Genomic DNA, 12,525 nt, shown 5'->3' with positions numbered 1-12,525 from the left:
CGCTTTTCAGGCTGCCAGCGGGTCCACACTGTTCAGCAACCGCTTACTCAGTGTATTTTCTTCGATGGACTCGTGATGAGTACCCCGTAATCTGTGTTCCGCCACGGCGGCAAAAATAGCCTGAACATCTTCAGGGACGATGTAGTCGCGGTCGTGAATGAATGCCCAGGCTTTTGCTGCGTTTAACAGGGCACGGCTTGCCCTGGGGGAGAGGGGTTGCGGATAACCACTTTGTTCCCGGCTCTGATTTACCAGGTTAAGCACGTATTCCAGTACTGCTTCACTGCAATGCACATCGTTGACCTGCTGTTGATAGCGGAGCAGTGAGCGGGGATCAATTTTTTCCGCCAGCGGACCTTGTTCTCTGCCACCTTGCTGCTGCAACATGGCTTTTTCCGCTTCTCTTGAAGGGTATCCCAGAGATATACGCATGAGGAAACGGTCCAGCTGTGACTCAGGCAAGGGATACGTTCCGCTCTGATACCCCGGGTTTTGAGTGGCGATAACAAAAAAAGGTGAGGGCAGCGGATAGGTGGTGCCGTCGACGCTGACCTGGTTTTCTTCCATGGCTTCAAGTAGCGCACTTTGTGTTTTCGGTGACGCGCGGTTAATTTCATCTGCCAGAATCAGTTCGTTGAATACCGGACCGGGGTGAAACCTGAATTCGTGCTGCTGCTGATCGAACACGTTCACCCCCAGCATATCTGCGGGCAGTAAGTCTGACGTGAACTGAATACGGGAATAAGACAAGCCGAATACATTTGCCAGCGCATGAGACAAAGTGGTTTTGCCCATGCCCGGTAAGTCTTCAATCAATAAGTGACCTTTTGCCAGCAGGCAGGTTACAGCCAGCTTCAGCTGTTGAGGCTTGCCAATAATATGCTCTGACAGTGCGTCTGTGATCGTCTGAAATTCTGTTCGCATGGGGTTTTCCCGCAACCGGTTTGTCCTTATTTATACATGCTAGCAATTCTGAAAGGAATTGCTGTTATCCTGTTGATACCTGAGTATAGACACGGTGTCTGCGCCGGGTGATATAAATTACCTGAGTGAACCTGATTTAGTGCTGTTATCAATATCCTTGTTGTCTATAATGGACCGGTTTATTAAGGAAGTACCATATGAAAATCATTGAAATTGATGATGAGCTGTATACGTTTATAGCAAGTCAGACAAAACACATCGGCGAAAATGCGTCGGACATCCTGCGTCGTTTACTGCTGGGTGATGCTGAAAGTAACGAAGTAAAAGCAGCACCTGTAAAGGCGGCTCCCGCGGTGAAAAAAGCGGCTCCTGTTAAAGCCCGTCAAACGAAAACACCGTCACAGTCAACAACGGTTTCTGCCCCCCTTGCTGTAGAGCACGGCAGCGGAGATATCGAAGCCAGACTCACCAGTGCTGCACTGGCGCAGTACACCAAACGGGTTGATCTGTTTCTGTTTATTCTGTCTGAACTTCATGATTTGCACAGCGATGCCTTTGCAAATGTTGAACAAATTAAGGGTAAAAATCGTATTTATTTCGCAACCAGCAAAGACGCGTTGCTGAGTACGGGAAGCAGTACTAACCCTAAATCTATTCCTGACTCACCCTACTGGGTAGTAACAAATAACAACACTGCTAAGAAAGTAGCGATGTTGGAACAGGTAATGAAAACACTGGGATACAGCGACGAAGCCACGCAAACGGTTATCGCTAAATTTGCTTAATACCCCTGGTTAGCAAGACGCTCACTTTAATAAAGGACGAAAAATGGCATTACATCCGCAGGCAGGAGAACCCGCAGCTCCGGAGCAACTGATTAACGTTGCAGAACTTATCACCCAATATTTTACCTATGTCCCTGATGCTGACTCGCCGGCAGAAGCTGTCAGTTTTGGTACATCAGGTCACAGGGGCACAGCAGCAAATACAACGTTCACAGACACGCATATTGCTGCAATTTGCCAGGCGTTAGCAGAGTACCGTCAGTCAGAAGACATCGACGGACCGCTGTATATTGGTAAAGATACCCATGCATTGTCAGAACCGGCAATGATCACTGCGATTGAAGTGTTAAGTGCCAACGGTGTTGATGTAGTGATCCAACAGGCGGATAACGCCAGCCGCGGCTACACACCCACGCCGGTTATTTCCCGCACCATTATTCGTTATAACCGTGGACGTTCTGCGAACTTAGCTGACGGTATTGTCATTACGCCTTCTCACAATCCGCCTTCTGACGGTGGCTTCAAATACAACCCGCCCCATGGCGGACCCGCTGATGGCGATGTGACCTCTGTCATTCAAAAACGTGCTAATGCACTTATCGCTGCGGGCAATAAAGACGTGAAGCGAATGAATGTGCAACAGGCACGGGCAGAAGGGAAGTTTGTGGAAGCGGATTTCATGGAAGCTTACATAGACGATCTCGCTGAAGTTGTGGACATGGAAGCGATTGCAAAAGCCGGGCTTAAACTCGGTACCGATCCCTTAGGCGGAGCGGGAGTCGGTTACTGGGAGCGTATCAGCGAAAAATATGGCCTTGATATCACGGTTGTGAACGACAAGGTTGATCCTCAGTTTGGCTTCATGCGTCGTGACAAAGATGGCAAGCTGAGAATGGACTGTTCTTCTGCCTATGCAATGGCCGGTCTTATCGATCTGAAAGACAAGTTTGACCTTGCCTGGGGTAACGATCCTGACTTCGACAGACATGGTATTGTTTGTCCTGCTGCAGGCCTTATGAACCCTAATCACTATCTGGCCGTAGCTATCAATTATCTGTACAGCCACCGCCCTGACTGGCCGGAAAGCCTGAAAGTAGGTAAAACTCTGGTATCCAGCTCAATGATTGACCGAGTCACCGCGAACCTGGGTCGTGAACTGGCAGAAATGCCGGTGGGCTTTAAGTGGTTTGTGGGTGGATTATCCGACGGTGAAATCGCCTTCGCAGGCGAGGAAAGTGCCGGCGGTATTTTCCTGCAGCGCAACGGTCAAACCTGGGCCACGGATAAAGACGGTTTTATTATGTGTCTGCTGGCAGCTGAAATACTTGCTGTCACCGGTAAAGATCCCGGTGAGCATTATGAAGCGCTGACTGAGAAATTCGGTTCGCCTGTGTATCAGCGGGTCGACGTTGCTGCAAGCCTGGATGAGAAAGCGAAGCTGTCCGCCATGGATGCGTCTGTGGTGACCAGCGACTCCCTCGCCGGTGAGTCAATTACTTCAGTGCAAACTCATGCTCCCGGCAATAATGCTGCCATCGGGGGAGTGAAGTTATCCACTGAAAACGGATGGTTTGCCGCACGACCTTCCGGTACTGAACAAATTTATAAAATTTACGCAGAGAGTTTTAATGGTGAAAGTCACTTACAATCTCTCATCAAAGAAGCGGAAGAACTGGTAGCAAAAATCATCAAATAAATGCAAATGTTTTAATATGATGATTAAGGTGTAAAATTTTTGTTAATAAATGGGCTGAATTTTAAAATTCAGCCCATTTTTTTTGAAAATTAACAAACATTTTACAAAAAAACGTTTTTAACGCTGCTATATTGCTGCCATATCGATATTTCATTGTGTAATTTAATTACAGTGTAAGGCTAATTTGTAGCCAGTTTACATCGCCAAAGTAAAGTGAGAACTGATATGAACGCGAAAACCACTAAAGCGAAAACGGTTGCCCCTGTGGCCGTCAGCGCCGGTAGTAAAAACGAATTTAAATCAGCTGTTATCCGTCACCTGCATTGCACGCTGGGAACAGATGAAAACAAAGCGAATAATCACGCCTGGTGGAAGGCGACTTGTGCTGCTATGCAGGAACAGGTGCTTGAGGGTTTACGTAAAACCCAGAAAACCCATTACTTAAACGATACACGTGCTGTTCATTATTTCTCTGCAGAATTCCTGATGGGCCGTTTACTCTCCAACAATCTGCAGAATTTTGGTTTGTATGATGTTGCCAATGAAGCGCTGAACGAGTTAGGCGTAGAACTTGCTGATGTTATGGAAGAAGAGCCTGACATGGCACTGGGTAATGGTGGCCTGGGCCGTCTCGCTGCTTGCTTTATCGACTCTCTGGCGACCATGGAATTACCGGCAATCGGTTACGGCATTCATTACGAGCACGGCCTGTTCCGTCAGGAAATACAAAACGGCGCACAGATTGAGCGTCCGGACAGTTGGCGCGACTTCGGCAACCCGTGGGAAATTTGTCGTCCTGAATCGATTCAGCAAGTGTCCTTATATGGCTATGTTGAAACTAAGTACGGTGACAATGGGCGCATTCAAAAAGAATGGCACCCGGGCTCAATTGTAAAAGGTGTACCGTGGGATATCCCGGTTGTGGGCTACGGCGGTAATACCGTTAACGTACTGCGTCTGTGGAAGAGTGAATCATCTCATTACTTCAACTGGGACGTATTTAATGCCGGTGGTTATGTGGATGCCCAACGTGAGAACGTACAGGCAGAAACCATTTCTAAAGTACTTTACCCTAACGATGAAACCGAAGCGGGTAAAGAACTGCGTCTTATCCAGCAGTATTTCTTCTGTTCATGCTCATTAAAAGACATCATCCGCCGTTACAAGCGTGCCCACGGTGATGACTGGAGCCGTTTTGTTGATCAGGTCGTTATTCAGCTTAACGATACCCATCCGGCTATCGCGATCCCTGAATTAATGCGTATTTTAGTTGACCGTGCAGAGCTTGACTGGGATACCGCCTGGGGCATTTGTACCAAAGTGTTTGCTTATACAAACCACACTCTGTTGCCGGAAGCGCTGGAAAAATGGCCTGCACGCATGATCGAGAAGATCCTGCCCCGTCACCTTGAAATCATTTACGAAATCAACCACCGCTTCATGGCTGAGGTTGACAAGAAGTGGCCGGGTGACAATGCGAAAAAAGCGAAATTGTCCATTATCGAAGAAGGTAATGAGAAGATGGTTCGCATGGGTAATTTGTCTGTTATTGCCTCTTTCGCCGTAAACGGTGTAGCAGAAATTCACTCTAAACTGGTGAAAAAGAACCTGTTCCCTGAGTTTGATGCGCTGTGGCCGGGTAAACTCACCAACGTGACCAACGGTATTACGCCACGTCGCTGGTTGAAAGCCTGCAACCCTGCGTTATCTAACCTGATCGATAAAAAAATCGGTGAAGACTGGCCGCTGGATCTGAAAAAGCTGGATGGTTTGTCTAAGTATGCTGACAACAAAACATTCCAGAAACAGTTCATGAAAGTGAAACTGGAAAATAAGAAGCTGCTGGCACAGGAAATCAAGCAATCGCTGGACATTGATGTGGATGTGAATGCTATCTTCGACGTGCAAATTAAACGTTTGCACGAGTACAAGCGTCAGCACCTGAACCTGCTTCATATCATGGCGCTGTACCGTCGTTTGCTGGAAAATCCGGATTACGACATGCACCCGCGTGTATTTATTTTCGGTGCGAAAGCAGCGCCCGGTTACAAACTGGCGAAAGACATCATCTACGCTATCAACAAAGTGGCTGATAAGATCAACAACGACCCGCGGGTGAACGGTAAGCTCAAAGTGGTATTCCTGCCGAATTACCGCGTATCGTTAGCTGAGAAAATGATTCCGGCTTCTGACTTATCAGAGCAAATCAGTACTGCTGGTAAAGAAGCATCCGGTACCGGCAATATGAAGCTGGCTCTGAACGGTGCTTTGACTATTGGTACGCTGGACGGCGCTAACATCGAAATCGCCGAAGAAGTGGGTGACGACAATATCTTCATTTTTGGTCTCACCGTTGATGAAGTGCATGAGCTGAAAGAAAAAGGCTACAAGCCGCTGGATTACTATTACCGTGATCCTGAAATCAAAGCGGTACTGGACTGGCTGGAGACTGACTACTTTACTCCTGGCAAGCCGGGTGCCTTAGTATCCATCAAACAAAGCTTGCTGGATCACGGCGACCCGTACATGGTACTGGCTGATTTCCGTGCTTACTCCGACGCGCAGATCCTGGTGGATGAGGCGTACCGTGACAAAGAGCGCTGGGCGAAAATGGCCATTATCAATACAGCGAAGATGGGTAAATTCACTTCAGACCGTTCAATCAATGATTATGTTGAGCGTATCTGGAAGCTTTCATCCTGTTCTGTAAAGTAAATTTATAGTACGAACAACGAAAGCCCGGGATCTGAAAAGATGCCGGGCTTTTTTGTTTTAACGGTCTGGCCTGCTCAGCAGGCGGCTGCGGCCTTACGCTTTCTGGTGAAAAATGACGCGGGCAGGTTACTTACCAGTGTGCCGGCTAATATCATCACCAGGGCAACAGACAGGCCAGTTGTCCATTGTTCATTGAACATGGGTACAGCCAGCGTACTGGCAAATACCGGCACCAGTGCCATTAAGCCACCCATTTTGGTTGCGCCGAGAATATGCACGGCGCGGGCATACAAAACCATTTGAACGGTTGTAGCCATGACACCCTGATAAAAAGCCTGCAGGCCCAGCATTTCAAAACTTTGCTGCGCAATATTATGTGGCAGAAACAGAATGTATACCGGCACGAACAGTATGGTCGTGGTCGCAATGATACCCAGCGTGGCGTGCCACGGCGCGAACTGCCACCGTCTCAGCAATACCGTAAAAATTCCCCAGAATAAGCAGGCAATGACAAAACTCAGATCGCCGGACAAGTAGTGACTGTCTGCGAGCAACGTTTCAGCTAGCAGAGCAATAATTCCGGTGCTGCTTAGTGCTATACCGATTTGTGATGAAAGACGATGTCTCTCATTTGCGATGAAATAGGCAAGTACTGCAATCATGACTGGCATTAATCCCGGTAGCAATAATGCCGCGTGAGTGGCCGGTGCAAGGGCGAAACCGGTGAAAACCGATACGCCGTATGCCACGCCGCCAATCGCGCCGAGCACAAACATACGCCACTGGAATATTACCTTGCGGTGCTTATAGATAAACGGCGAGAACAGCAGGCAAGCTGTACCGAAGCGCACCATCAGCATATCCGGCACTGCCATGGATGATACGGCTCCTGCTTTACTGATGAGTATGAATCCTGTCCATATGAGGACGGCAGCAAGGGCATAACCTAACCCCTTCAGTGTGTTCTGGCTGGCGCTGTTTTGCGCTGTCATGGTGGTTCTCCGTGGTGCAATTTTCCGGTATCAGGCAATCATTACCTTAATGCTTGTTCAAAAGTATAAGGGATTAGTTATTTCATTAATAATGAATAAATGAGAAGATTTCTTTCATATTAATTGAATGGTAAGGTTTGCTGATGGACATTTCAGATCTGGTGGTGTTTAAGGCTGTTGTGGAGCACAAGGGCGTCAGCAGGGCGGCAGAATCTCTTCACCGGGTACCGTCCAACGTCACGGCAAGGTTAAAGAAACTGGAAGGGGAGCTGAACGTAGATTTATTTCTGCGGGAAGGGAACCGTTTAACAGTAACTTCTGCCGGTCTGAGATTGTTGGATTACACCGGTAAGATATTACAACTTCAGAAACAGGCTATTGCTGAATTAACCCTTGCAGAACCGGGCGGTTTGTTGCGGCTGGGTTCAATGGAAAGCAGTGCCGCTTCCCGTTTACCCGGTATTCTTGCACGTTTTCATCGTCAGTATGTTGCGGTACAACTCGAGTTGACAGCCAATGCATCGATGCCGCTGGTGGAGAAAGTACTCAGCGGTGAACTTGACCTGGTGATGGCATCGGATCCGCCAGACGATCCAAGACTGGAACGGGTGAAATGCTTTGAAGAAGAGTTAGTGCTCATCTTGCCCCGTGAGTGGGAAAATAACACTGCACTGCCGGAAACGTTGACCATGGTTGGTTACAGCCGTGGCTGCTCGTACCGCCATCGATTGGAAAAGTGGCTCGCCAGACACAATCACATTTGCGAGAGAGTTACGGAGATCCCCAGTCACTTCACCATGATTGGCTGTGTTATCGCAGGCATGGGGCTTGCCATGGTACCGCGTTCGGTACTGGCATTGCATCAAACCGAAGGGTTAACGTTGAAAACCGTAGATGAAGATATTGCCTTCGCACCAACGTATCTGGTGTACCGGAAAGACAATCCATCCAGCGCTATTTCTGCGTTCATTGATTGTGCATTAGCCGCGCCCGGTGCGGTAAACTAACCATTCCATTATTCCCCTTCATTTTTATCGAATGCAAACACCAGTCTGACAGACTGGTTAATAAAGGACTTTCGTCAATTGCAAAATAAACCGGTTAACACAGAGCTTTATGCTCATACACTTCTTATTGTCGTCACGCTATTAGCAGCCTCCGGCTGGTTATTTTCAAAATTTGTTATTTCTGCCATGACACCCATGTTTTTCCTGGCTATACGATTTGTCATTTCGGGTCTGATGGTCGGAGGATTGAAGCCCCGTCAAGTGTTGAGTACCTCCGTGCGGAAGCGCAGGCGGGCACTGATGACAGGATGTTTGCTGGGCGTGCAAACCGCAGTTTGGGGAGCGGGTCTGTTATTGTCTGAAGGATTGGGGGCAGGCGCATTTTTGCTTAGCCTGAGTTTTCTTCTCATACCGGTGACGGGATTATTTTTTGGTTACCGTGCCAAAAGGCACACATGGATTTCTGTAGCAATTGCGGTGCCGGGGCTGAGCTTTCTTGCGTTGAGAAACGGCTTTGTACTCGAGCCTTCTGATATTTTGTTTCTGGTTTCAGCTGTACTTTATGCACTGTATTTTAACGTTAATGGCAAATATTGCTCAGATATACCACCCGTCACACAAACGTGCTTTCAACTTATTTCAGCCGGCACAATTTGCTTTATCGCCTATCTGGTCACAGAGCAGAGTGCGACACAATCCGTCTCAGAAGTGTGGCAGTGGTTGGTGTTAAGCATTGTGCTTGCTACCTGCCTGCGTTTTTTCTTTTTATTGAAAGCACAGAGCATGTCTCCGGAAGGGCAGGGAGCGATAGTGATGACCCTCGAACCGGTTTGGGTAGCTATTCTCAGTGCCTGGTGGCTCAATGAGTCGTTAAATACAATGGCTTTAACAGGTATGGCAATTATATTTCTTGCGCTCGTAGTCAATGCGATTGGCAGCCTGCTAGCGGGCAGGAAGCAAAAACTTGCTGCTTTGGGACAACCCCCGATTGTCTGAATAAGTAAACTCAGCCAAAGAGTAAAATAAGTCAATTACGGTGGAAGGAGTGTTTTATACTATAGTTTAAATATTTACGAATATCTAACTTGGTAAACACATCATTTGTCTGATTAAAAGTTCAGGTACTTTCTCATATATGCGTTAATACTATAGAATGGTTGCGGGACTGGCTCCCGCATGTTTTTATAGATAAATAATAATAAAAGAAAAATTCAGTGACCGGATTGCCACCTGATATGAGCCGTCTACATCAAAGTTTGGCGACAATTCCAAACCGCTATGCCTTTATCGATACCATCGAGCAATGTGCGGAAAAACATAAGCATGTTTCCCTGATGCTCATCGACGTGGTGCGTTTTTCCGACGTGACCACCAGTCTTGGTATCAATGTCGCTGACCAGTTTTTGCTGGAAATCGCAAACCGGATCATTCTGCTCTTTGATGAACCCCTGCGCTTCGGCCGCATCAGCGGTGATGTTTTCGGTATTGTTTTTCCTGACAAAATCAAACAGAAAGAACTCCGTGCTACGTTTGAGCATATCGTTGAACACTTCAAAACCCCCATGCATCGCGGCAATCATGCTTTTATTGCTGATTTTAATGTCGGGGCGGTCAGTGGTAAGCAGGAGAAGTTCGATATTACTGCGTTTGTTTCCCGTGCAGAGGCTGCCCTCAAGCAGGCGAAAGAAAATAAGTATGAAAACTTCCATGTTATGTCCATGGATGAAAAGGCGGAGACAGGACGCAGTCTTGCACTGAAAGCCGATCTCAAGCGGGCACTGCAACAAAATGAGCTGGAATTATATTACCAGCCTCAGGTCGATCTGAATACTCTGCAAATTACCGGTGCAGAATGTTTATTACGCTGGAATCATCCGCTGGATGGTGTGTTGTTTCCGGGCCCGCTGATTGAAGCCGCAGAATCCTATAACATGATGAATGAACTGGCTTACTGGACCTTCGAGCAGGCATTTCAGAACATGGTGAAACTGGATGCGCAGGGTCTGAACGTTTCATTGTCGGTAAACATTTCGCCGACACAGCTGTACGACAGTAAACTCATTCCCGCGCTGGTCCGTCTCAGAGATAAATACGCGCTGGATCTCAGTCGTTTTGAACTGGAATTGACAGAAGACGTTGCCCTGTCGAACTCATTGATGGTGAAAAAGCAACTTCATGAGCTGGGTGCTCTGGGTATCGGCATTGCGGTGGATGATTTCGGAAAAGGCTACTCCAACCTGGCGTTTATACGGGAACTCAATATTGATGCTCTCAAGATTGATAAGTCCTTTGTGATGGAACTGGGGGATAACCCGGTGAACCGTGCCATTATTGAAGCGGCCAAAATTATCGGCAAAGCAAAAAATTGCCAGGTGATTGCAGAAGGGGTGGAAACAACGGAACAGCTGCATACCTTAAGAGAAATAGGCATTCTGACAGGCCAGGGGTATCTGTTTTCCCGTGCTGTACCGCTTAATGAGTTTATCAGTCTTGCCCACCAGGATATTATGATTGGTGACTCTCCTTTACGCAGGATGCTGGTGTAAACCGGTCAGGTTTGGCTTTTTAGCTGCACAATAGATAGAATCCTGCGGTATTAATTGCATAAACGACAGGATATCCATGCGTACCCGCTTGCTCGCCCACGGCGATTTTCTCAATCTCTCCCGTTTTTCTTCTGGTATTGTTGAACCTCAGACTTTGCAACTTGAAAACGGTGTGCGTGTTCACATTATTGCACCCGGCATTGTCGCTTTTTACCCTCAAACGCTTCATGCTGACAGTAAATATATTGTGCTTTCCTCCGGCGTTCACGGCAATGAAACCGCCCCCATTGAAATCTGTGATGACATGGTAAAACGCCTGTTTACCGGTTCTCTTGTACCTGCGCATGCGGTGCTGTTTCAATTCGGGAACCTGGATGCTATGGCCATTGCGAAACGCTTCACCGAAGAAAATATGAACCGGCTGTTTTGTGGCGCGCACTCTGCCGGAGAAGGGCGGGTGAATGATGAGCGAATCCGTGCGAAGCAACTTGAAGATACCATGGCGGTATTCTTCGCTGATGCCGGAGATAACGCTGAGAAACTGCACTATGATTTGCACACCGCTATCCGTGAATCTAAAAACGAAAAATTCGCAGTGTATCCGTTCCTCCATGGCAAACCCTATAGCCGTGAGCAACTGTCCTTTATGAAGGCCTGTGGTGTAAAAACGATTTTACTTTCAGAGTCTCCGACCACCACCTACAGCTATCACTCGTCACTGAATCACGGCGCTCATTCGTTTACCGTTGAGCTTGGAAAAGTGCAGCCATTTGGTCAGAACGACATGGCGCGGTTTGAAGAAGCGAGAAATGCGCTTATCTCGCTGGTGTGTGAGCAGCAAATATCATTGAATGACGACTTATCTGATATGGTGATTTACCGTGTAAATCAGGTGATCAACAAGCAGGCTGACGATTTTATACTGCATTTTGCAGACGATACGCCCAATTTCATGGATTTTGCAGAAGGCGATAAGCTGGCATCTGAAACCGGCGCAGAATATTTTGCTGAACAGGACGGCGAAGCGGTGGTGTTCCCCAACGCCAATGTGGCTATCGGGCAGCGTGCTATTCTCACCGTCGTTCCGGCTTCACTGGAGTACATTAATGTTTAAACTCGACGAGCGCTTACAAAACGATACGGTGCTGGTAACAGATTTACCACTTTGCCGCGTGCTGCTGATGAATGACAGTCAGTTTCCCTGGCTTATCCTCGTTCCCCGTGTCGAAGGTCTGGCAGAGTTACACGAGCTTGATGACTGGCAAATGCAGCAGTATGTGCAGGAGTCCCGCTTATGTTGTAAGGTATTATCCTCATTGTATGCGCCTTATAAACTGAACATTGCTGCACTGGGTAATGTGGTCAGGCAACTGCATATTCATCACCTTTGCCGTTATGAAGAGGATATCGCCTGGCCTGCGCCTGTGTGGGGAAGGCAGCCTGCTATACCTTATGGTGACAGTGAACTGGCAGCACGCATTGAAGCATTGAAAAACGCTTTTTCAACGGAGGAAAAAAGATGATTTTAACAACAACACCCGGTATTGAAGGTAAAACCATTTCGCAATATCACGGTATCGTCATCGGCGAGGCGGTCATGGGCGCGAACATTTTTAAAGATTTGTTTGCTTCAATCCGCGATATCGTCGGCGGGCGGTCAGGTTCCTATGAAGACGAGCTCACCAAAGCACGTAAAATGGCCTTCGCAGAGCTGGAGCAGGAAGCCCGTACCATGGGCGCAAATGCGGTTGTGGGTATCGATATCGACTATGAAGTAATCGGCGAAAAAGGCAGTATGCTGATGGTCAGTATCAGTGGCACTGCCGTACGGGTTAACGGGTAATATTGAGAAGATGACGA

Annotated in this window: 11 protein-coding genes; 9 read left to right on the top strand and 2 right to left on the bottom strand. The window is 47.7% G+C overall.

Annotated elements, in window-relative coordinates:
• Positions 1-6: 6 nt before the first annotated feature.
• Positions 7-924: an AAA family ATPase gene (locus tag ACXAG2_RS01965; protein WP_474864203.1), complete on the bottom strand. Its 918-nt coding sequence runs from the start codon at positions 922-924 to the stop codon at positions 7-9.
• A gap of 197 nt (positions 925-1,121) precedes the next feature.
• On the opposite strand from ACXAG2_RS01965, the gene seqA reads away from it, so the two are divergent.
• The 3 genes from seqA to ACXAG2_RS01950 all read left to right on the top strand — a co-directional run bounded on the left by seqA (position 1,122) and on the right by ACXAG2_RS01950 (position 6,120).
• A complete protein-coding gene (gene seqA / locus ACXAG2_RS01960; protein ID WP_119501736.1) occupies positions 1,122-1,709 on the top strand; it encodes a replication initiation negative regulator SeqA in 588 nt (195 codons plus the stop codon).
• Positions 1,710-1,752: 43 nt separating this feature from the next.
• The gene (gene pgm, locus ACXAG2_RS01955; protein WP_474864201.1) at positions 1,753-3,405 is read left to right on the top strand and encodes a phosphoglucomutase (alpha-D-glucose-1,6-bisphosphate-dependent); all 1,653 of its coding nucleotides are present in this window, start codon (positions 1,753-1,755) and stop codon (positions 3,403-3,405) included.
• A 225-nt stretch (positions 3,406-3,630) separates the two neighbouring features.
• Positions 3,631-6,120 carry a glycogen/starch/alpha-glucan phosphorylase gene (locus tag ACXAG2_RS01950; RefSeq protein WP_474864199.1) on the top strand — a complete coding sequence of 830 codons (2,490 nt, stop codon included), beginning with the start codon at positions 3,631-3,633 and terminating at the stop codon, positions 6,118-6,120.
• A gap of 74 nt (positions 6,121-6,194) precedes the next feature.
• Here the strand turns inward: ACXAG2_RS01950 and ACXAG2_RS01945 are convergent, their stop codons facing one another.
• A complete protein-coding gene (locus ACXAG2_RS01945) occupies positions 6,195-7,112 on the bottom strand; it encodes a DMT family transporter (RefSeq protein ID WP_474864197.1) in 918 nt (305 codons plus the stop codon).
• 143 nt (positions 7,113-7,255) lie between these two features.
• On the opposite strand from ACXAG2_RS01945, the gene ACXAG2_RS01940 reads away from it, so the two are divergent.
• The 6 genes from ACXAG2_RS01940 (at position 7,256) to ACXAG2_RS01915 (ending at position 12,508) form a co-directional block, all read left to right on the top strand.
• Entirely contained in the window at positions 7,256-8,119 is an 864-nt protein-coding gene (locus tag ACXAG2_RS01940; protein WP_474864195.1) for a LysR substrate-binding domain-containing protein, read from the top strand.
• Positions 8,120-8,197: 78 nt separating this feature from the next.
• A complete protein-coding gene (locus ACXAG2_RS01935; RefSeq protein ID WP_474864193.1) occupies positions 8,198-9,115 on the top strand; it encodes a DMT family transporter in 918 nt (305 codons plus the stop codon).
• 239 nt (positions 9,116-9,354) lie between these two features.
• Positions 9,355-10,665 (top strand): putative bifunctional diguanylate cyclase/phosphodiesterase, encoded by a 1,311-nt coding sequence (locus ACXAG2_RS01930; RefSeq protein ID WP_474864191.1) that lies wholly within the window; start codon positions 9,355-9,357, stop codon positions 10,663-10,665.
• A 76-nt stretch (positions 10,666-10,741) separates the two neighbouring features.
• Positions 10,742-11,779: a succinylglutamate desuccinylase gene (gene astE / locus ACXAG2_RS01925; RefSeq protein ID WP_474864189.1), complete on the top strand. Its 1,038-nt coding sequence runs from the start codon at positions 10,742-10,744 to the stop codon at positions 11,777-11,779.
• On the top strand, positions 11,772-12,188 hold the full coding sequence (locus ACXAG2_RS01920) for an HIT domain-containing protein (RefSeq protein WP_474864187.1): 417 nt from the start codon (positions 11,772-11,774) through the stop codon (positions 12,186-12,188). The genes astE and ACXAG2_RS01920 overlap by 8 nt, the downstream gene beginning before the upstream one ends.
• A complete protein-coding gene (locus ACXAG2_RS01915; RefSeq protein WP_474864185.1) occupies positions 12,185-12,508 on the top strand; it encodes a heavy metal-binding domain-containing protein in 324 nt (107 codons plus the stop codon). Before ACXAG2_RS01920 ends, ACXAG2_RS01915 begins: the two co-directional genes overlap by 4 nt.
• Positions 12,509-12,525 lie beyond the last annotated feature (17 nt).

This window comes from Alteromonas sp. ABH4_456, from assembly GCF_056160645.1.
Note: the sequence above shows the minus strand (reverse complement) of the source record. Positions and strands in the feature narration are given on the sequence as shown.

Bases quoted from the DNA above. Each gene is read 5' to 3' on its own strand.
- ACXAG2_RS01965 (WP_474864203.1), bottom strand. From the start codon at position 924: ATGCGAACAGAATTTCAGACGATCACAGACGCACTGTCAGAGCATATT.
- seqA (WP_119501736.1), top strand. From the start codon at position 1,122: ATGAAAATCATTGAAATTGATGATGAGCTGTATACGTTTATAGCAAGT.
- pgm (WP_474864201.1), top strand. From the start codon at position 1,753: ATGGCATTACATCCGCAGGCAGGAGAACCCGCAGCTCCGGAGCAACTG.
- ACXAG2_RS01950 (WP_474864199.1), top strand. From the start codon at position 3,631: ATGAACGCGAAAACCACTAAAGCGAAAACGGTTGCCCCTGTGGCCGTC.
- ACXAG2_RS01945 (WP_474864197.1), bottom strand. From the start codon at position 7,112: ATGACAGCGCAAAACAGCGCCAGCCAGAACACACTGAAGGGGTTAGGT.
- ACXAG2_RS01940 (WP_474864195.1), top strand. From the start codon at position 7,256: ATGGACATTTCAGATCTGGTGGTGTTTAAGGCTGTTGTGGAGCACAAG.
- ACXAG2_RS01930 (WP_474864191.1), top strand. From the start codon at position 9,355: ATGAGCCGTCTACATCAAAGTTTGGCGACAATTCCAAACCGCTATGCC.
- astE (WP_474864189.1), top strand. From the start codon at position 10,742: ATGCGTACCCGCTTGCTCGCCCACGGCGATTTTCTCAATCTCTCCCGT.
- ACXAG2_RS01920 (WP_474864187.1), top strand. From the start codon at position 11,772: ATGTTTAAACTCGACGAGCGCTTACAAAACGATACGGTGCTGGTAACA.
- ACXAG2_RS01915 (WP_474864185.1), top strand. From the start codon at position 12,185: ATGATTTTAACAACAACACCCGGTATTGAAGGTAAAACCATTTCGCAA.